Source organism: Streptomyces sp. SAS_270 (assembly GCF_052543295.1).
The window spans coordinates 102301-120328 of the sequence record NZ_JBMNDS010000012.1; the positions used below are offsets into that span (position 1 = coordinate 102301).

The following is an 18028-nucleotide window of genomic DNA, read 5'->3' on the forward strand; positions in this document are numbered from 1 at the left end:
TGGAGCCCCTGGGCTGCCGGGCCCCGGCAAGGTGCCGCTTCCGTCACGCAGTCGCGCCGAGGAGCCGCTGCAGCAGATCGGAGGCGGTGATGACGCCGAGGAGGCGGGCGCCGGTCTCGTCCTTGTCCACGACCGCGACCAAGGGGCTGCGGACCTGTGCCATCTGCGCCGCCACCTCCAGCGCAGTGGCGTCCGGGTCGGCCACCGGCGGCGCGGGCACGTCCTTCGACAGACAGTCGCGTACGGTCCGGCCCTTCAGGGACTCGCAGAGCCGGTCTGCATGGCGCTCGTCGACCACCGCGGCCAGCGTCGGATCGGCGACCACGTACCCCGGCACCAGGATCTTGATCATCTGGGACGCGGGCAGGATCGCCCTCGGCGCGCCGTCGTCATCCACGACCAGCAGGGCCGGCAGCCGGCGCTCGGCCATCAGCCGCGCCGCCGCCATGGCGTCCGCGTCGACGCCGACCGTCTCGTACTCCACCGCCAGGTCACGTGCCCGCACGATCGGCTCCCGTCTCCCGCTGCGCCCCGCTGCCGGTAACCCTGCCGTCAGTGGTCCTGCCGCCAGTAAATAGTGGCGCATGATGTCGGTGGCCCAGTCCGGGCAGGACGGCCCGGGGTGGCCCGCCGACGACGACCTGCGCGGACGTCCGGAAGATTTCCGTGCGCACAGGTAAACCGGTGGTGTGGGGTACTCGGACCTCATGAACACTTTGAGCCAAGTACTGGCCGTGTCGGATTGGCTCGTCCACGGGATCGCGCCGGTGGTGGCGGGCATTCTGATCACCGGTGCCCTGGTCTGGGCCGTCCGGTTCGGCATGAAGGTGCGCAGCGCGGAATCACCGCCTCCACTCCCGGAGGAGCAGCCCCGACTGCCCGAGTACGGGGCGGTCCATGAGGTCTCGGAGATGCGGGAGCCCGACGAGATGCCGAAGTCCGCGGACAGCGGTCATCCGCTGACCCCGTACGAGATCAAGGGCGTCGGCAACGTCGCGAGCAGGAAGAGCGGCGATCAGCACCGGCGGCGCTGGAGCCCCGGCTCCAGTGGCTCGTTCGGCAGCGGCGGCCCCGGCAGGACCTGACCCGACCGCGCCGTCACCGGCGTCGGCACACCACCGGCGCCGGCTTCGCCCTGCGTGGACGCCTCTTCGCGCGCTTAGCGGGGGCGGCCCGGCGATGACACCCTCGGCCGCCGCCAGGGCAGGTCCGCGACGCCGCTTCGGCCTTTGACGGAAGGCGTGTTGCCGGTCGCCGCCGGGGTACTCGGGGCGATGACAGAGGAGGTGTCCTGATGGATACCCGGACCAGGACAGATGCCCGATCGGACCATGACGAGCACGGAGTCAAGAACAGCGCGACGGTGATTCCCGCGAGTCGCGTTCCCGATCGGGACGCCGGCGGTGAGATGCCCGCCGATGACGTGGAGAGCAACATCGTACGAGGCATGGACTGAGCTCAGTGCCATGGACGACGTAAGACTGTCGCTGCGCGAGTGGCTCATCCTCAAGGACATCGAGTCCGCGCTCAGGCGGGGCCGCCGAACAGGCGGCCCCCTGCGCACCCCGCGCCGCTCGATATGGCTGCCCACTGCGGTGGGCTTTTTGGTTGCGGCCTCGGGTTTCCTGATGGTGGCGGGTATCCGCACCTCGGACCCGGCCGTCATCTGGGCATTCGCAGCAGTGTGGCCTTTCGCTCTGCTGCAGGCTTTCCGGCTGCTGTGCAGGTGCACCACACCGCACGGAATATCAGTGAAGGCGTCGCGATGAATACCCCGCGCGGGCCCTTTCCGGGCTCTGACGGGTGGCCTGTGTGCTGCGGACGGCGCCGACCCGCGCGATGCTGGAAAGAGTGTCGGCGAGACGGAGCAGTGGTGGGATGAGCGACAACAGGACCCTGCGGCGTCAGGTGGTCTCCAGCCATTCGGTGTTCGGTGCCCCCTGCTGGGTCAGCCTGACCACACGCGATGTGGAGGCCACGGAGGACTTCTACGGGGCGGTCCTCGGCTGGCAGTGGAGCCCCGCCGACCTCGGTGAGCGGTTCAGGATCGCGCAGGTCGACGGGGTGCCGGTCGCCGGGATCGCCGCGGTCGCCTCCATCTGGCAGATGGCTGTCGCCTGGACCCCGTACTTCGCCGTACCCAGTGCCGACGAGGCCGTGGCCAGGGTCGAGGAGCGCGGCGGCACCCGAGCGGTCGGGCCCATCGCCCTCCCGCCGGGACGCGCGGCGCTGCTGTCCGACCGTGACGGGGCGGTCTTCGGCGTGTGGGAAGGGGAACTCGTCGCCGGCTGGGAGAAGTGGCGCCGCGCCGCCCCGGCCTTCGTGCGCCTGCACACCCGCGACGCCTTCGACGCCGCCATCTTCTACGGCGAGGTCCTGGACTGGGCCTCCGATCGCCCCGGCTGCTGCGAGGTGCACTACGACGGTGACGAGGTCCTCCTGCGCAGTGGGGGAGACGTGGTGGCCCGTATCCACTCCGGAGCGGTGGGGGCGGCGCCCGATCCCGCGATCAGGCCGCACTGGCGGGTCCACTTCGCGGTCGCCGACGTGGCGGCGTGCGCGGCGGCTGCACGGGCCCACGGCGGCTATGTGCTGCAGCGCCGCACCGACCCGGACGAGGCCGTCCTCGGCGATCCCGACGGCGCCCGCTTCACGGTGACCGAGCAGGCCGAGCGGACCGGGGCCCGGGCTGCGGACCCGGCGGAACGCCCGTAGCGCTTGCTGCCTCCCCGCGTGTTCACTCCTTCGAGGGACAGCCCCGTTCGGCGCGAATTTCGGCGCGACATTCGAAGAGCATGGGCCCCGCATTCCGCTGCGCATTCCACCGCGTACTTTTCTGCCGTCACCATTTGGAATTGCATGACTGCGCTGTGTGACCTCGATGGAAGAATGTTCGAAATGTCGTTTTAGATCTCGAAGAGGGGGAATTCACCCCTTAGTGCTTCGGACAGGAGGCACCTCCGCGGAGCCTGTTTCGACAGGTTGCGGGTGTGCCTCTGAGGTTCGTGTGCGCCCTCCCGCGGTGACTGTCCACGCAGCACCCCTTGAGGGAGTTGGCAAGCACCATGCGGATCAAGTCCAGAACGAAGCAGCACCCGCACGACGACGCTCCGGACACCGCCCTGTTCTTCGAGAGGCTGTCCGGTCTGCCCGACGGCCCCGAGAGGCGGGTCCTGTGCGACGACATCGTCTGCGCGTGGCTTCCGATGTCGGACCGCATAGCCGGCCGCTATCGCGGCAGGGGTGAAGCCCTGGAAGACCTGCGGCAGGTCGCCGCGCTCGGTCTGGTCAAGGCGGTCAACCGGTACGATCCCGCACGCGGCCCCTTCGAGAGCTACGCCGTGCCCACCATCACCGGCGAGATCAAGCGGCACTTCCGCGACCACATGTGGATCCTGCACGTGCCGCGTCGCGTCCAGGACCTGCGCAACCAGGTGCGCACCGCCCTGAAGGACCTGTCGCAGACCACCTCAGGCCGTCGGCCCACCATCGAGGAGATCGCCGCACAGGCCCAGCTGAGCGAGGACGAGGTACGCACCGGCCTGGAGGCCCTCGACAGCTTCACCACGCTGTCGCTGGACGCGGAGGTGCCGGGCAGCGAGGACGGCTACGCGCTGAGCGACGCCCTGGGCGAACCCGACCCCGGATTCAACCTCGTCGTGGACCGCGAGGCGCTGAAGCCCTGCCTGCAGGCACTGCCCGAGCGTGAGCGCACGATCCTCTACCTGCGGTTCTTCCGCGGCATGACCCAGAGCCGCATCGCGGAGCAGCTCGGAATCTCGCAGATGCACGTCTCCCGGCTCATCACCGGGTGCTGCGCCGAACTCCGCGAGGAGGTGCTCGCCGACGCGGCATAGCCCAGGAAGCGGTGCGTCACACTCGGCCGCCCGGAACAGGTCTCCCTGTTCCGGGCGGCCGGGCGGCGAGCTCACTGCCGAACCCTCCCGGGAACGATTCGCAGTGCGTCGCTTCCTCTCGGGTTGACCCCGTGGTGCAGCCGAAACACCCCAGGGCCGGGCAGTGTCTACGAGTCGGGCGGATCGTCGGGGATCTGGGTGGGCCCGTACTTGTCGAGCGTCTCCTCCAGGGCGGCGCGGACATCGGGCCACATGTCTCCCTCGCCGCCCCAAGCGATAATCATCTCCGCGATGTCGCGCAGTTTCACGTTCGTGTGCTGGGAGACCTCCTGCAAGACGACCCACCCCTGATCAGGGGTGACCCGGCCCAGGGCGACCATCATGCCGATCGCCTGGTCCACGACGGCGTGAGAGGTGATGGCCTGCTTCAGCTGGCCGATCTCCTCCTGCAGTTCGAAGATCTCGTCCGTCGTCGCGTCGACGGACGAAACCCCTTCGTCGGGACCGCCGGGCGGCTCGGTGCCGGCCGGGCGGACGTCTGAGGGCATCATCGCCTCCGAGTACGCGTGCGGGACAGTTCATACCCTCCTTCGACTCCATGGTCGCCATTCCGGCCCCCGGATGCCAGTGCGCGGAGCCTCGGATTGCCCGAAAGCCCCTGTCAGGAAGCGGTCGGCGTCCAGTCGCCGAGCCAGGCCGCGACCGTCTGGTCCTTGGCCTGGGAATCCGTGAGCTGGGGGCGGTCACTGCTCGCGGCGCCCGCACCTGCGCCGGTGTTCTTGTACTCCGCGAAGCGGTCGTCCTTCCACGAGAAGCCGCCCATGTCGGACCACGGGGCCGACCTGATCGCGGAGCTCAGGTTGGAGTTGCGGAACGTCGTCTGGGGGTCGACCGTGGTGCTGCCGCCGGGGTGCCAGTTGCGGCCGAGTGAGAAACTGGCGGCCGAGACGTCGCCGTTCACCGTGGTGTTGTTGATCAGGAAGCCCTTGCGGTTCGCCGCCGTGCTCGGCGCGGTGACGAAACCGGCCGAGGAGCCGTCCCAGCGCTTCTTCAGCGTGATGACGGAGTGGTCGATCACCGCGGTGGCCCGGCCGAAGACGAAGTCGACATTGCCGGTGACGTAGGAGTTGGTGACGTACACGCGGCCGAGCTTGTCCGCACCGGCGGTCTCCATCTCCAGGGTGTCCTGGTCGCCGTTGACGATGACGCTGTCGAGGAGGACCTTGTCGGCGGCGGTGCGCAGGGCGACGGCCTGGTGGCCGGTGACGTTCTGGTTCGCGCCCTCGTCGAAGTCGTTGGTGACCGTCAGGTTGCGGGCCTGGAAGTCGTCGGCCTCGACCGCGACGGTGGCGCTGCCGGCCGTGCCGTACGTCGTGCCGTCGGGCTTCTTGGTACCGGCCGCGTTGTTGTAGACGATCACGGTGCTCTTACGGCTGCTGCCCGTGCCCTGGATGGTGAGGTGCGGCTTGTTGGAGGGCACCTTGACCGTCTCGCGGTACGTGCCCGGCTTGACCGCGATCGTGACGCGGGAGGCGTTGTTCGCGGGCACCGCGTCGACGGCGGCCTGGACCGTCCTGTACTGGCCGGACCCGTCCGCCGCCACCGTCAGGGTCGTACCTGACGAGGTGCTCGTCGTCGTGGCGGTCGTGCCGAGTGAACTCTGGGGCCCCGCCTTGGACTTGAGCAGCGCCGGTACGTCGGCCGCCTTGTCCGGGGTGTAGCTGTAATAGGTCTTCGGGTCGAAGGCCGCGCCGCTGCCGCCCTGTTCGTTGCGGCCGCTGGTGCCGGAGAAGACGTTGCCGCGCTGCACGAGCGTGGCGGTGCTGTCCCGGATGACGGGGTTGTTCATGCCCTGGAAGTAGGAGTTCTCCAGCAGCATGTTCGTTTTGCCGCGCGCGTAGTTGCCGTACGAGGACGTGATGTCGGTGCCCGCGTCGTCCTGCAGGTAGTTGTTGTAGAGGTGCGCGTGGGCGACGTTGTCGGTCGACGGGTTGCGCTGCTCGGTCTCGCGGATCCAGTTGTGGTGGATCGTGATGTCCGCGGTGGTGTTGTCGGTCCAGCCGATGCCGAACGCCTTGTTCTCGTTGCTCAGCTTGTTGTACGACACCGTCAGGTAAGTGGTGTCCTTGCGGCTGTCGATCAGGCCGTCGGCCATGTGATGGATGTCGTTGTGGTCGATCCACACATGGTGGGCGCCGTCCATCTGGATGCCGTCGTAGTCGTGCTCCTTGTCGTTCCAGGTGCCCATGTAGGCGTCCCGGATCGTCAGGTTGCGGATGATCACGTTGTGCACGCCCTGGCCGAGGAAGAAGCCGCCGCCGACGATGTGTCCGGACCTGCCGGAGCCGATGATCGTCTTGTTCGAGGCGACCTTGATCTCCTTGCCCTTGGGGTCCATGGTGATCGCCGCGGCCACGACGATGACGTACGGATCCTGGGCCGTCGCGTACTTCTCCAGGTCCGCGAGGGTCTTCACGGTGACGATCGTGCCGCCCCGCCCGCCGTAAGTCCCGTTCTGGCCCAGTGCGTTCACCGACGCGAAGCCGTCGGCGGTCGCGGTGGCCCAGGCGGGCACGGTGGCGGCGGAGGCCTTCGGCTGGGCGTCCTCGCCGAACACCCCGAAGACGGTTCCGTAGGCGAGTGTGCCGGCGGCGGTCAGAGCGAGGGGGATGCCGACGATCAGAGCGGTTCTGCGCCTGCGGTGCCGGGCCTTGCCACGGAGCTCACTCATTACGCTTTTCCTTTTCCTGTGCGGGGGACGGTTGTTGATCAGTCGTCACCCGTCGAGAAAAGGTTGCCGGGAATGTTGGCACCGTGTCGTGGACGATTCGCCGGCTGCGTGCGGCGCGTGGCTGTTCGGTCGGCAGGCGCTCACGCCGGACGAGGGGTGTCTCCTCGCCCGGCGTGACCGCACCTTGCCCGGCGTCCTACGGGGCCATGGCGTCGCGGACCTTGGCGGTGTCCACGAACTGCTCGAAGCGCACGATCAGGCCGCCGCGTACGACGAAGTGATGGGCCACCCGTACGGCGATCGCCTTGCCGGTGGCCTTGTTGGCCGCCGTGTAGCGGGCGAGGACGACGACGTTCTCGCCGTCGACGACGTAGGTGTCGTCATGGGCGGCCCAGCCGTCCCACGCCTTGCCGAGCTGCTCCATCACGTTCGCGGTGACGCCCTCGGGGGTGCGGTAGGTGCCCGCGAGGGGGAAGCCCGCCATCTCGGTCCACTCCACGTCGGGGGCGAGGGTGGCCCGCAGCGCGTCGAGGTCGCCGGCGGCCGAGGCCAGGTACTGGCGTCGGACCACGTCGGCCGGGGCGGTGGAGCGGGCGAAGTCGGTGAGGTGGTCGGTCATCTCGGTCAGCCCCACTTCATTTCGCCCTTGGCGACCTTCGCGCCGATCTGGGCGGCGATCAGCATGCCGTGGTCGGGGTATCGCTTGACGAGCGCGTCGGTCAGCGCGGCGCCGTCGGCGGCCTTGGCGAGCTCCTCCTCGAACGCGACGAGGTAGGCGCGGGTGTTGGTGAGGGCGGTGGCGTCGGCAGGCGTCCCGGGCAGCCGGTGGCCGGGCACGACCAGCTGCGGGTCGAGGGCGGCCATCTCGTCCAGTAGGCCGATCCAGGCGGCGCGCTGTTCGGGCGTGGCGGTGTCGGCGACCCAGGCGTGTTCCTGCTGGAACAGCAGCACCCCGCCGAGCAGGACGCGCTGTTCGGCCTGCCACAGGTAGTGGCGGTCGGGCAGCTCGGCGATGCCGCCCTTGAGCTGGAAGCGGTGGCCTTCGAGGGTGAGGTCGCCGGTCAGCGGCTCGAGGTCGATCAGCCGGGTGGGCAGGTTCGGGCCGAGCGCCGCCCACGCCTTGAGCTTGCCTTCGTAGGAGTCGCGGATGTGCTCGATGACCAGCGGGGTCGCCACGAACACGGCCTCGGGGAAGGCGTCGGCGAGTACTTCGGCGCCGAAGTAGAAGTCCGGGTCGGCGTGGCTGACGAAGACGGTGGTCAGCGTCTTGCCGGAGTCCAGGACGGCGGCGGCGAGCCGGTGTCCGTCGGCGCGGGTGAAAGCGGCGTCGACCAGCAGTGCCTCACTCTCACCGGTGACGAGGGTGGCCGTCTTGTTCTTGCTGCCGGCCGGGAAGTCGAGGTCCAGGACGGTGAAGTCGAGCGTGCTCATGGAAGCTCCTTGGGGGTGAGGTAGGGGGAGCGGATCAGGAGACGGTGGTGAGGGCGGACAGGCGTCGGGACACCTCGTCGGTGGTGGCGTGACCGCGGGCGAGCACGGTGACGCGCTCGCCGTCCACCGCGAGGAGGGTGGGGAATCCGTCGACGCCCAGCTCGGCGGCGCGGTTGACGTCGGAGAGGGCGGCTGCCTCGGCCGCGGGCGAGGCGAAGGCCGCGACCACGGACTCGGCGTCGAGTCCGGCCGCCTCGGCGACCGTGCGGTACGTCCGCGCGTCGGACAGGCTGTGGCCGTCGACGTAGAAGGCCCGCTGGAGCGCCGTGGCCAGCTCCGCCGCCCGGTCGGGGGCGGCCTGGCGCAGGGCGGCGACCCCACGGGCGGCGGCCGAGGAGTCCATCACGAAGGAGCCGTCGGCGATCAGTCGTGCGTAGCCCTCGCCGAACTCGGCCCCGGTCAGCTCGGCGATCTTGGCGTTCGCGCCCTGTACGTAGCCGAACTCGCGGATCGGCACCCGGCGTGACCCGGTGAACAGGCCTCCCGAGACGACCTCCACGGGCAGCGCGGGGTGGAGCTCGGTGGTTTCCAGCAGAGTGCGGGAGAACCCGTGCGACCAGCCGCAGTAGGCGTCGAAGACGTAGACGAGCTTCATGAGGACCTCTACCGGTGGGGCGCTCACCCGACGCGAGCGATTCATCTGACACAACAGTATCTGCGCAGTCAGATATTTCACCCTAGGTGTGACCTGAGTCTCACATGACGGGGAAAGGGGCGCGCCCCGAGAGGAGCTGGTCGCCCGGCCGGTCCCGGAGGCTCAGGGCATGCGGGGCAGCAGGTCACGGGCCGCGTGGCTGAGGATCCGCAGATCCTCCGCGAAGCGCTCGTGATGGTCTTCGGGAAGCGGCTCGAGGAAGTAGCGCTTGATGTTCTCCACGTGCACATGGGACGCGCGTACGGCCGTTTCCTCGCCCAGCGGGGTCAGCCGCACGAGCCGGCCGCGGCGGTCGTCGGGGTCGTCGGTGCGCTCCACCAGCCCGGCCGCCTCCATCCGGTCCACCAGGCGGGTGACCCCGCCCGTGCTGATCACCTGCTCCCGGCCGATGGCCCGCATCGAAAGCCCAGGTCCGCCCGCCCGTCCGAGGATCAGCAGGACCTCGTACATGAGGTGGCTGATCCCGCACTCCGCCTCTATCGCCCGCCCGAGGATGTACTCCAGCCGGTTGGCCGCCCCCTGGAGCCGGCCGAAGGCCAGGATCAGATCATGGTCGGCGGCTTCCTTCGCCGTCGAGATCTCCGCGTCACCGCGCACGCGACCGCCGTCCCTTCTTCCTGCTCCGCCTGCTCTGCCTGCCGGACATGTGCCGCACTGATCATGCCGTGGATCGGCCCGCTGCGGGTGGCGTCGAGTGGCTGGTTCCCCGGCGGCACGGCCTGCCGGGTGCGGGTGGCGATCAACTTCTCGGACGTGGACAACGACCCGGGGCCTGATGCGCCGCGTCCGCCCGCCTCAGCGTTCCAGCCGATACCCGCTCACGATGTCCGGCTGAATGCACACCACATGTCCCATCTCGGCGTCGACCCATGGGACCAGCAGCGCCTGGTAGCGGGCCAGGTCGTCGGGGTCCGACACCCGGGTCGCGATGCCGGTGACGACCACGCTCCAGCCGGTGCGGGCCGCGGGGTCGAGCAGATCGGCCTCGTAGGCCACGACCTCGGAGTCCAGCGTGCGTTTCAGCAGGGCCGAACCGCTGTGGGTGCGGATCACGATGGTGTCGCCGTCCATGACGTGGTTGACCGGCCGGATCGCGGGCAGCGCCTGGTCGGTGAAGGCCACCCGGCCCAACTGCGCGCTGCCCAGCAGTTTCAGGGCCTCGTGGCGGCCCAGTTCGACCATGCGCACCTGGGGAGGCGGGCCGGCGCTCACGACGCCCCCTCGGCCCGCCCCGCACACCGACGCTCGGCGAGCCCCCGGTCTCCCACGACTGCGATCACCTTCGGCAACCCTCTCTCCGCGGACGGAATGACGAGGGCGTACGCCCGTCCCGTCCACGGGCCCCTTGCATGATCTCCTGGGGCGCGGGTGCCCCTCCAGGGGTCACATGGGCCGATACGTGGGCCGGTCGGCCCTATCGAAGCATCCGCGCCTGGCTCGATCCCTCCGGGGCGGGATGTGCGGGAGGCCCGGGGTGGGGCCCTAGACGGGCGGCAGCCGACGCAGGCCGAGGTCCGTGTGAATCTCCGGGCCGGGGGTCAGCCGCGCGCGAGCAGCCAGGTCCTCGAAGTAGGTCATGGTGAGGGTGCCGTGCTGAGCGCGCTCGCTGTAGATGTACGGCGCCAGCGCCTGCCACATGCGCTGGACGTTGACGCTGTAGGAGCCGAGCACGAGCCGTTCGTCGACCACGCCGTGCGCGACGAGTTTGCCGATGTCGTCGTAGAACTGGCCCACACGCCGTATGTGCTCCCTGGGCTCGACCGGCAGATGCCGGTATCCGTCGGTGTGGACGTGCTGAGCGCTCAACTCGGAACGGATGTACTCGACGGACCTCAGGAAGTCCGTGGTGCGGGTCTCCTTGAACATCTCGATGATGATCGGCAGCACGTTGGAGTTGTGCGCCAGCCGCAACTGCCTGCGCGACGCCGCTACCGAGGTGGTCAAGGCGCCGATCGACACGGCCAGGGCCAGGAGATTCAGCATCAGGGATCCGTCCACGGACAGAGGTTATTCCCCTTCAGCAGTACGGCGGCTGATTGGTCAGGGATGTCGCCACCCGCATCCACACACAGAACTGACGGTACAGAGCCGGAAGTTGGCCCTGCGCCTGGACGGTGCGGCTGTCCTTGGTGGTGACTCCGGGGATGCCCAGCAGCGTGGCGGCCACCGAGGCCGACTGCCAGCGCACGGCGAGAGTGGACGAAGTCGGCGGCGTGGCAGGAGGGTTGATCGGCGCGGAGAGGCGTGCGCTCACCGCTTCCTCGATGGCCCGGCGTGTCTCGTCGGCCGGACGCACCTGAGCGGTGAAGCGGTCGTGCGCGTACTTGACGGCGACCGTGGTGACCGAGTCGTCCCACGCGGAGATCTCCGCACAGGCGGTGTCGTCGCCGGTGAGGACCACCACGGGCACGCCGAACGCCGCCGCCGTGGCCTGCGCGAGCCCGATCTCGCCGACCGGCCGCCCGTCCAGCCACATGTCCTCGATCTCATGACCCATGAAGCTGTGGCTGAGCACGCCGAGCGTGCCGGCGCGCGCGTGGTAGCCGACACAGATCATGGCGTCGTGCTCGGCGGTAAGACCTTCGACCATGCCCATCTGCTTCGGCTTGCCGCGCAGAAGACGGGCGCGCGGATCGACGGTCTCGGGCAGGAGGTTGCGCATGGGTCCGTGGGCGTCGTTGACGATGATGTCGCAGGCGCCGACCGCGACCGCACCGCGTACGGCCGCGTTGACGTCCTCCGCCATCATCAGCCGCCCGCGTTCGTAGTCCCGGCCGCCCGGCTGGACGTCGTCGGCGTCGACGAGCCCCGTGATGCCTTCCATGTCGGCGCTGATGTAGATCCGCACGGTGTCCGCCCCTCGGTAACCTTCATGATCACTGAGGGGACGTCCCCCAGGCCGCGAGCGGTTCCCGGCCCGGGATCCGGTGGCGCCCGTGGTCAGAAGCGGGCGCCGATGCTCACCCCGCTGCGGGGCACGAGGAACGACGGGGCGGACGGGAGGGAGCCGTCCGGCCTCCGCGCGCCGGTGAGGGCGCTCGGGTCCGTGCTCAGGACAGAGGACGCGTTCCAAGTCCCGCCCAGATCCCAGGAGTTACCGCTTGACGTGGTGCCGGACCCGAGGGCGACGGCGCGTCCGTCCACGAGGGACAGGTTGCCCGTGAGGGTGGCCTTGCCGCCGGAGACATCGACGTCGAATCCGGTGCCCTTGTTCGCGTACGTCGTGTCGCGGCTCAGCGTGAGCGCCCCCGCGTTGCCGTTGTCGGTGAAGCCGTGCGCCGCGTTCTGGAACGCGAGGGAATTGCGCACGGTGTGGGCGACGGCGGGGGCCGGGCTGCCACCGCCGAGTTTGAAGCCGTTGCCGTCTCCGGCGAAGTCGGGGAAGTTCCAGCGGTTGAAGCCGTTGCCGTACGCGATGGTGTTCTCGATCAATATGGGGGAGGCGAACTTCCAGGTGTCGAAGCCGTCGTCGACGTTGTTCCACAATCGTGCGCCCCGCACCACATTGCCCGTGCCGCTCCCTTCCTTGATGGCGAGACCGTCCGCACTCTCGCCGTTCTTTCGCGGGTCCCGGTTGGCGTAACTGTCCAGGTCGAGAATCCGGTTGTTGCTGGAGGCGCCCTGGAGCTGGAAGCCGGATTCGTAGTTGTCGTGGGTCGTCAGGGCGGAGAAGACGTTGTTGTTGCAGCCGTCGCAGTAGACGCCGTACGGGCCGTCCACGATCTCCAGGCCGGACAGCCGCCAGTAGGAGGCCTCCTGGTGGACGGCGCCGCGCTCGGCGCGCGGGATGCTGCCGCCCACGGGGGTGTGGCTCGCGGGCAGTCGCTCACCGTCGATCACGACCCGCTCGCCCGGATACGCGCCCAGCGAGATCGGCTGGGACGCCGTGCCCGACCTGGTGATCGTGATGTTGTCCGTGAGGGCGTACGTGCCGGCGCGCACGGCGATCACGGCGCCGGGCTGCGCCATGTCCACGGCCTTCTGGATCGTGCGCAAGGGATGGGCCAGGGTGCCCGCCGCCGTGTCGTCGCCGTTCACGGCCACGACGATGGTCGGGGTGGCAGCGGCGGCTGCCCCGTCCGCCGCGGCCGGCGCCGGTACCGCCAACGCCGACAGCGCGGCGCCCAGCACCGCCCCTGCCCATGCCCGTGCTCCTGTGCTGCCTCTTACCGCTCCTGCTCCTGCTCCCGCTCCCGCTCCGATGAATCTGCTCGTACGGCGCATGCGTCCTCCCGCTGTTCGCATCGGCCTGCTTCAACGCTTCGACGGCTCTTCGGGAGGCAGTGGTCGCCCAGGGGCGGAAGGTTGCCGGGTGCGGGTGCTCGTCCGGGCGCCCGTTCGGGGCGGCAGCCGTATGGCCGCTGGGGTCCCCTCTCTGGCCGCGCAGGTCAGTTCCCGCTGAATTCCCGGTGAATAGGTTTCCACCAACACCGGCGAAGCGTCACAGACGCCATGAGGAAGGGCGGCGGATTCGTGCAGGATTCCCAGTACGACACATGCGTGATAGGAGCGGGACCGGCCGGGCTGGCCGTCGCGAGAGCCCTCACCGAGCGCGGTCTGCCCTACACGCACCTGGAGCGGCACACCGGGCCGGGAGGCGTGTGGGACATCGACAACCCGGGCAGCCCGATGTACGAGTCGGCGCACTTCATTTCCAGCAGGAGCCTCTCCGCATTCGGCGGCTGGCCGATGCCCGACCATTTCGCGGATTACCCGCCGCACCGGCAGATCCTTTCCTATCTCACCTCGTTCGCCGAGGCGTACGGGCTGAAGGAGCGGATCGAGTTCGGCGTCGAGGTCCGCGACGTGGCGAAGAACACCGACGGGACCTGGACGGTCACCCGGTCCGACGGACGCGAGAGCGTCCACGGCCAGGTCGTGATGTGCACGGGCTCTCAGTGGCACCCCAACATCCCCGATCTGCCGGGGGAGTTCAGCGGCGAGATCCGCCACACCGTCGGCTATCGCAGCGGCGACGAGCTGCGCGGCAAGCGAGTGCTGGTCGTGGGCGCCGGGAACTCGGGCTGCGACATCGCCTGCGACGCGGCCCGGTTCGCCGACCATGCGGTGATCAGCATGCGGCGCGGCTACTGGTTCATCCCCAAGCACCTGTTCGGCCGCCCGGTGGACACGATCGCCGCGTCCGGCCCGAAGCTGCCCATGTGGCTCGAACAGCGGGTCTTCGGCGCGCTGTTGAGGATCATCAACGGCGACCCGCGCCGCCTCGGCCTGCAAAAGCCCGACCACAAGCTGTTCGAGACCCACCCCGCGGTCAACTCGATGCTGATCCATCATCTGCAGCACGGCGACATCACGGCCAGGCCCGCAATCGTCCGCACCGACGGCAGGACGGTGCACTTCACCGACGGCACCAGCGACGACTTCGACCTGATCCTGCTGGCGACCGGATACGTGCACAAGGTGCCCGCCGCGCAGAAGTACTTCGGCGACGAACAGCACCCCGACCTGTACCTGTCGGCGTTCTCGCGCGAGCACCACGGCCTGTTCGGCGTCGGCTTCGTGGAGACCAACTCCGGGGCCTACCAACTCTTCGACAGCCAGGCGCAGTTGATCGCCGGATACATCCACGACACGCAGGCGAAGCTGCCGAACGCCGAGCTGTTCGCCCGCATGATCCGCGGCGACCGCCCGGACCTGACCGGCGGCCTGAAGTTCGTCGCCTCGCCCCGCCACACCGGCTACGTCGACAGCGGCGCCATTGTGAAGTATCTCGCCAAGGTCGCCTCCCGGATGGGCTGGCGCACCGAGGGCCACCCGCCGCCCGCGGGGCCGGCGCGCAACGACGAGGCGTCCGCGCAGCACTCGTCCGAGGCGGTGGTCTCGTGAGCTTCGACTTCCGCGGCAAGGTGATCGCGGTGACGGGCGGCGCGGGCGGCATCGGCAGCGCCCTGTGCCGACGCTTCGCCTCCGGCGGCGCCCAATGCGTCGTCGTCGACATCGACGAGGCCAGGGCCAGGAAGGTCGCGGCCGAACTCCCCGGCGCCGGGCACCTCGGGATCGGTTGCGACCTCCTCGACCGCGACGCGGTGGAAGAACTGTTCGACCGGATCGCCACGGACCACGGCCGCCTGGACGTCCTCGTGAACAACGTCGGCATGACCAGTGCCGAACGCTTCGACGTGCGCAGCGTCGAGAGCATCGAGCGAGAGCTCGACCTCAACCTGCTCTCCCCGCTCGTCGCCACCAGAATCGCGATCCCGCTGCTGCGGGCCTCCGACGATGCCCGGGTCGTCACCACGGTGTCCCTCGGCGGGATCTTCCCGCTCGGCGAGACCCCGATCTACACCGCCTCGAAGTTCGGGCTCCGCGGCGCGATGCTCTCCATCGCGCTCGACCTGCGGGACAAGGGCATCCGGGCCGGCTCGGTCCTGCCGTCGGCGACCGACACCCGGATGCTGCGCCAGGAAGCGGTGGACGGCGGCAATTCGATGCAGTTCCAGGACCCGCCCCAGCAGCCCTCCGACGTCGTCACGGCCGTGGTCGGCCTGCTGGACAGACCCAGGCTCGAGGTCTATCCGCGGCCGAGCGAGTCCCGCCTGGTGCGGCTCGCGATGCTGGCGCCGAATGTGCTGCCCCGGCTCTTCCCGCTGTTCCGCAGGCGCGGCGAGCGAGGCCTGGCGCGCTATCTGGAGGACCTGCGCCGCAGAGGACTGGCACGTCGCACCGACGGCCGTTGGGAACTGGTGGAGGAAGCATGACCAAGCCCCGTACGGCAGTTGATGCGCTGCGCGTCGTCAACCCCGCCACCGGTGAACTGATCGCCACCCTGCCCGCCTCGACCGCGTACGAGGTCAAGCGGGCCGCCGAGCACGCCCAGCGGGTCTTCGAAAGCGGCGTGTGGTCGCGGCGGACACCGCGCGAGCGCGCCGCGGTGCTGTTGCGTCTCGCCGACCTGATGGAGCGCGACGCCGAGGTCCTCGCCCACCTGGACAGCGAGGACGCGGGCAAACCGATCACCGAGTGCCGGACCGGCGACGTACCCGGCGCGATCGAGTCGATCCGCTGGTTCGCGGAGGCCGTCGACAAGGTCTTCGGCCGGATCGCCCCCGCCGGGCACGACCAGATGGGGCTGGTGAGCCGGGAGCCCGTCGGGGTGGCCGCGGCCATCCTGCCGTGGAACTACCCCCTGGCCATGACGAGTTGGAAGGTCGGACCGGCTCTCGCCGCGGGCAACAGCCTGCTGCTCAAGCCCGCCGAGGCGACACCCCGCTCAACCCTGCACCTGGCCGCGCTGGCGGCGGAGGCGGGCCTGCCGGAGGGTGTGCTCACGGTACTGCCCGGTCACGGCGCCGTCGCCGGCACCGCGCTCGCCCGCGACCCGTTGGTGGGGGCGTTGTCCTTCACCGGCTCCACCGCCGTCGGGCGGCGCATCCTGGCCGACGCGGCGGAGACCAACTTCAAGCGGGTCTCGCTGGAGATGGGCGGCAAGAGCCCGCAGGTGCTGATGCCCGACGCGCTCGGCTTCGGCGACGAGCTCATCGACCACATGATCGAGGCCGCCTTTCTGACGACAGGTCAGAACTGCACGGCCGGCTCACGGGTGCTGGTCCACCGCGACATCGCCGACGAGGTCACCGCCCGCTTCACCGCCGCCGCGAAGGACCTGGTCATCGGAGATCCGGCCCAACCCGCCACCCGGATAGGCCCGTTGATCAGCCATGCCGCCTTCAAGCGGGTCGCCGACGCAGTGGACCGCGCCCGGGCCGCCGGGGCGCAGATCCACACCGCCGGGCTGCCCCACGGCCTGCCGGCGCGGGGCGCCTACTACCCGCCCACGGTGATCACCGGCGCACCCGAGGGCAGCGATGTCCTGACCCGGGAGCTGTTCGGTCCGGTCGTCACCATCCAGACCTTCACCTCCGAGGCCGAAGCCGTCCGCACGGCGAACGCGACCGAGTACGGACTCGCCGCCTCCGTGTGGACCCGCGATCTCGACGCCGCGTTCCGCCTGGCGCACGGCATTCAGGCCGGTGTGGTCTCCGTGAACGCGTACAGCGAGGGCGACATCACCACCCCCTTCGGTGGCTGGAAGCAGTCGGGGTTCGGCGGCGCGGAGAAATCCACCACCGCCTTCGACCAGTGGACCCGGGAGAAAACGATCTGGATCCGCACCCGTTGAACCCCCACGGCGGCATACGGTCAGGGCTCCCGCTCCCGCAAGTCGCCGCGCAGCTGCAGCGGGGCCACACCGTGCCAGCGGTGCACGGCCCGCCGCAGGGCGCGTACGTCGGAGAAACCCACCTGGCGGGCCACCTCCCGCAAGGTCAGCGCGGGGCGGCGCAGCAGGTGCTCCACCCGCTCGCGCCGCACCCCGTCGACCACGGCCTCGTACGTCGTGCCGCACTCGGCCAGCCGGCGGCGCAACGTGCGCTCGCTCGAAGCGTGCCGGCGGGCCTGCTCGACGAAGGAGGGGACGGCAGGGAGGCTCTGCGCGATCGAGACCTCCAGCACCTCCAGCAGTTCCTGCTGGTCGCGGCGGGAAGCCATCTCGGCCTCCAGCAGCTCCAGGACGGCGGCGTACGTCACCGGGTCCCGGCCCGGCATGGCCCGCCCGGCCCATCCACGGGGAATCACCAGACGGTTGCGGTCGGCCGCGAAACGCACCGGACAGCGGAACAACTCCTGGAACAGGCGCGCGTCCCGCGGGGCGGCGAAGGCGAAATCCACCGACCGGGGCGCGAATTCGGCGCCCACGGCCAGCCGGGTCAGCGTGACGACACTGGAGAACGCCTCCTGGACAAGGAAGTCCGCGACGGCCGGATCGAGGGCGGGGTCCGGCAGATCGGCGCGTACGACGTAACCGGTGTCCTCGGCCTCGGCCGACCAGACCACCATCGCCCCCGACAGGTTCTGAAACCGCACCCCCGTCTCCACGGCGTCCCGCAGGGTGTCGCCGGCCATCAGGGCGAGCCCGAGAAGCCCCCATGAGGTCAGGTGCTGTGCGGCACCCACGCGCAGGCCCAGGTGCTCCGTGCCGGTCAGTTCCACGGCCCGGCGGATCACGGCACTGCCCTGCCGGTACGACACCCGCAGTTCCGCCGAACGCATCACGTCCTCGTCCAGCCCCACGCCTGTCAGCAGCGGCCTCAGGTCGACGCGGTATTCCTCGGCGACCACGGCGAGGTAGCGCAGGATGTTCGGCTGGATGGTCGCCGAGGTGCTGCGGCTGGTTCCCGGATGGTTCGCCTGATCGGGAGCATCGGGCATCGCTTTCCCTCTCACCAGGGCTTTGTGGACCCACTCTAGACAGTGGGACCCCCACCGGTCGTGGTG

The 18028-nt window shown here is 69.7% G+C and carries 19 protein-coding genes; 7 read left to right on the top strand and 12 right to left on the bottom strand.

Translation table 11 applies throughout. From position 1 onward, the window contains the following. Positions 1-43 precede the first annotated feature (43 nt). Positions 44-505 (bottom strand): CBS domain-containing protein, encoded by a 462-nt coding sequence (locus tag ACN6LB_RS11305; protein WP_445025698.1) that lies wholly within the window; start codon positions 503-505, stop codon positions 44-46. 202 nt (positions 506-707) lie between these two features. Here ACN6LB_RS11305 and ACN6LB_RS11310 point away from each other — a divergent pair, with 202 nt between their 5' ends. From ACN6LB_RS11310 to ACN6LB_RS11325, 4 genes are all read left to right on the top strand, one after another. Further along, positions 708-1085: a DUF6479 family protein gene (locus ACN6LB_RS11310; protein ID WP_356149478.1), complete on the top strand. Its 378-nt coding sequence runs from the start codon at positions 708-710 to the stop codon at positions 1083-1085. A gap of 381 nt (positions 1086-1466) precedes the next feature. Then, the gene (locus ACN6LB_RS11315) at positions 1467-1769 is read left to right on the top strand and encodes a DUF3040 domain-containing protein (protein WP_445025699.1); all 303 of its coding nucleotides are present in this window, start codon (positions 1467-1469) and stop codon (positions 1767-1769) included. A gap of 109 nt (positions 1770-1878) precedes the next feature. After that, complete coding sequence (locus ACN6LB_RS11320; protein ID WP_445025700.1) at positions 1879-2715, top strand: VOC family protein; 837 nt, start codon at positions 1879-1881, stop codon at positions 2713-2715. A gap of 350 nt (positions 2716-3065) precedes the next feature. Then, a complete protein-coding gene (locus tag ACN6LB_RS11325; RefSeq protein ID WP_356149469.1) occupies positions 3066-3857 on the top strand; it encodes a SigB/SigF/SigG family RNA polymerase sigma factor in 792 nt (263 codons plus the stop codon). Positions 3858-4024: 167 nt separating this feature from the next. Here the strand turns inward: ACN6LB_RS11325 and ACN6LB_RS11330 are convergent, their stop codons facing one another. From ACN6LB_RS11330 to ACN6LB_RS11375, 10 genes are all read right to left on the bottom strand, one after another. Next, complete coding sequence (locus ACN6LB_RS11330) at positions 4025-4405, bottom strand: ANTAR domain-containing protein (RefSeq protein WP_445025701.1); 381 nt, start codon at positions 4403-4405, stop codon at positions 4025-4027. Positions 4406-4518: 113 nt separating this feature from the next. Next, positions 4519-6588 carry a pectinesterase family protein gene (locus ACN6LB_RS11335; RefSeq protein WP_445025702.1) on the bottom strand — a complete coding sequence of 690 codons (2070 nt, stop codon included), beginning with the start codon at positions 6586-6588 and terminating at the stop codon, positions 4519-4521. A 196-nt stretch (positions 6589-6784) separates the two neighbouring features. Continuing rightward, positions 6785-7207, bottom strand: coding sequence for a nuclear transport factor 2 family protein (locus ACN6LB_RS11340; RefSeq protein ID WP_445025742.1), 423 nt, complete (start codon positions 7205-7207; stop codon positions 6785-6787). 5 nt (positions 7208-7212) lie between these two features. Further along, positions 7213-8019 carry an MBL fold metallo-hydrolase gene (locus ACN6LB_RS11345; RefSeq protein ID WP_445025703.1) on the bottom strand — a complete coding sequence of 269 codons (807 nt, stop codon included), beginning with the start codon at positions 8017-8019 and terminating at the stop codon, positions 7213-7215. 34 nt (positions 8020-8053) lie between these two features. After that, positions 8054-8674, bottom strand: a complete 621-nt coding sequence (locus ACN6LB_RS11350) for a DsbA family protein (protein WP_445025743.1) — start codon at positions 8672-8674, stop codon at positions 8054-8056. Positions 8675-8836: 162 nt separating this feature from the next. After that, positions 8837-9331, bottom strand: a complete 495-nt coding sequence (locus ACN6LB_RS11355) for a MarR family winged helix-turn-helix transcriptional regulator (RefSeq protein WP_445025704.1) — start codon at positions 9329-9331, stop codon at positions 8837-8839. 198 nt (positions 9332-9529) lie between these two features. After that, positions 9530-9946 carry a pyridoxamine 5'-phosphate oxidase family protein gene (locus ACN6LB_RS11360; protein ID WP_356144076.1) on the bottom strand — a complete coding sequence of 139 codons (417 nt, stop codon included), beginning with the start codon at positions 9944-9946 and terminating at the stop codon, positions 9530-9532. Positions 9947-10216: 270 nt separating this feature from the next. Then, on the bottom strand, positions 10217-10732 hold the full coding sequence (locus tag ACN6LB_RS11365; protein WP_356144078.1) for a DUF4760 domain-containing protein: 516 nt from the start codon (positions 10730-10732) through the stop codon (positions 10217-10219). Between the two features lie 19 nt (positions 10733-10751). Continuing rightward, positions 10752-11582 (bottom strand): M55 family metallopeptidase, encoded by an 831-nt coding sequence (locus ACN6LB_RS11370; protein ID WP_445025705.1) that lies wholly within the window; start codon positions 11580-11582, stop codon positions 10752-10754. A 92-nt stretch (positions 11583-11674) separates the two neighbouring features. After that, entirely contained in the window at positions 11675-12958 is a 1284-nt protein-coding gene (locus ACN6LB_RS11375) for a right-handed parallel beta-helix repeat-containing protein (RefSeq protein WP_445025706.1), read from the bottom strand. Positions 12959-13207: 249 nt separating this feature from the next. Between ACN6LB_RS11375 and ACN6LB_RS11380 the strand changes: the two genes are divergently transcribed. From ACN6LB_RS11380 to ACN6LB_RS11390, 3 genes are read left to right on the top strand one after another with little or no spacing between them, the layout of a single operon-like run. Next, complete coding sequence (locus ACN6LB_RS11380; RefSeq protein ID WP_445025707.1) at positions 13208-14581, top strand: flavin-containing monooxygenase; 1374 nt, start codon at positions 13208-13210, stop codon at positions 14579-14581. After that, positions 14578-15453 carry an SDR family NAD(P)-dependent oxidoreductase gene (locus ACN6LB_RS11385; protein ID WP_445025708.1) on the top strand — a complete coding sequence of 292 codons (876 nt, stop codon included), beginning with the start codon at positions 14578-14580 and terminating at the stop codon, positions 15451-15453. The genes ACN6LB_RS11380 and ACN6LB_RS11385 overlap by 4 nt, the downstream gene beginning before the upstream one ends. Further along, complete coding sequence (locus ACN6LB_RS11390) at positions 15450-16874, top strand: aldehyde dehydrogenase family protein (protein ID WP_445025709.1); 1425 nt, start codon at positions 15450-15452, stop codon at positions 16872-16874. Before ACN6LB_RS11385 ends, ACN6LB_RS11390 begins: the two co-directional genes overlap by 4 nt. Positions 16875-16894: 20 nt before the next feature. On the opposite strand, the gene ACN6LB_RS11395 is transcribed toward ACN6LB_RS11390, so the two are convergent. After that, on the bottom strand, positions 16895-17962 hold the full coding sequence (locus ACN6LB_RS11395) for an AraC family transcriptional regulator (RefSeq protein WP_445025710.1): 1068 nt from the start codon (positions 17960-17962) through the stop codon (positions 16895-16897). Between the last annotated feature and the right edge of the window lie 66 nt (positions 17963-18028).

Coding starts and splice junctions, on each gene's coding strand:
- ACN6LB_RS11310 (WP_356149478.1), top strand. CDS start 708: ATGAACACTTTGAGCCAAGTACTGGCCGTGTCGGATTGGCTCGTCCAC.
- ACN6LB_RS11315 (WP_445025699.1), top strand. CDS start 1,467: ATGGACGACGTAAGACTGTCGCTGCGCGAGTGGCTCATCCTCAAGGAC.
- ACN6LB_RS11320 (WP_445025700.1), top strand. CDS start 1,879: ATGAGCGACAACAGGACCCTGCGGCGTCAGGTGGTCTCCAGCCATTCG.
- ACN6LB_RS11325 (WP_356149469.1), top strand. CDS start 3,066: ATGCGGATCAAGTCCAGAACGAAGCAGCACCCGCACGACGACGCTCCG.
- ACN6LB_RS11330 (WP_445025701.1), bottom strand. CDS start 4,405: ATGCCCTCAGACGTCCGCCCGGCCGGCACCGAGCCGCCCGGCGGTCCC.
- ACN6LB_RS11335 (WP_445025702.1), bottom strand. CDS start 6,588: ATGAGTGAGCTCCGTGGCAAGGCCCGGCACCGCAGGCGCAGAACCGCT.
- ACN6LB_RS11340 (WP_445025742.1), bottom strand. CDS start 7,207: ATGACCGACCACCTCACCGACTTCGCCCGCTCCACCGCCCCGGCCGAC.
- ACN6LB_RS11345 (WP_445025703.1), bottom strand. CDS start 8,019: ATGAGCACGCTCGACTTCACCGTCCTGGACCTCGACTTCCCGGCCGGC.
- ACN6LB_RS11350 (WP_445025743.1), bottom strand. CDS start 8,674: ATGAAGCTCGTCTACGTCTTCGACGCCTACTGCGGCTGGTCGCACGGG.
- ACN6LB_RS11375 (WP_445025706.1), bottom strand. CDS start 12,958: ATGCGCCGTACGAGCAGATTCATCGGAGCGGGAGCGGGAGCAGGAGCA.
- ACN6LB_RS11390 (WP_445025709.1), top strand. CDS start 15,450: ATGACCAAGCCCCGTACGGCAGTTGATGCGCTGCGCGTCGTCAACCCC.
- ACN6LB_RS11395 (WP_445025710.1), bottom strand. CDS start 17,962: ATGCCCGATGCTCCCGATCAGGCGAACCATCCGGGAACCAGCCGCAGC.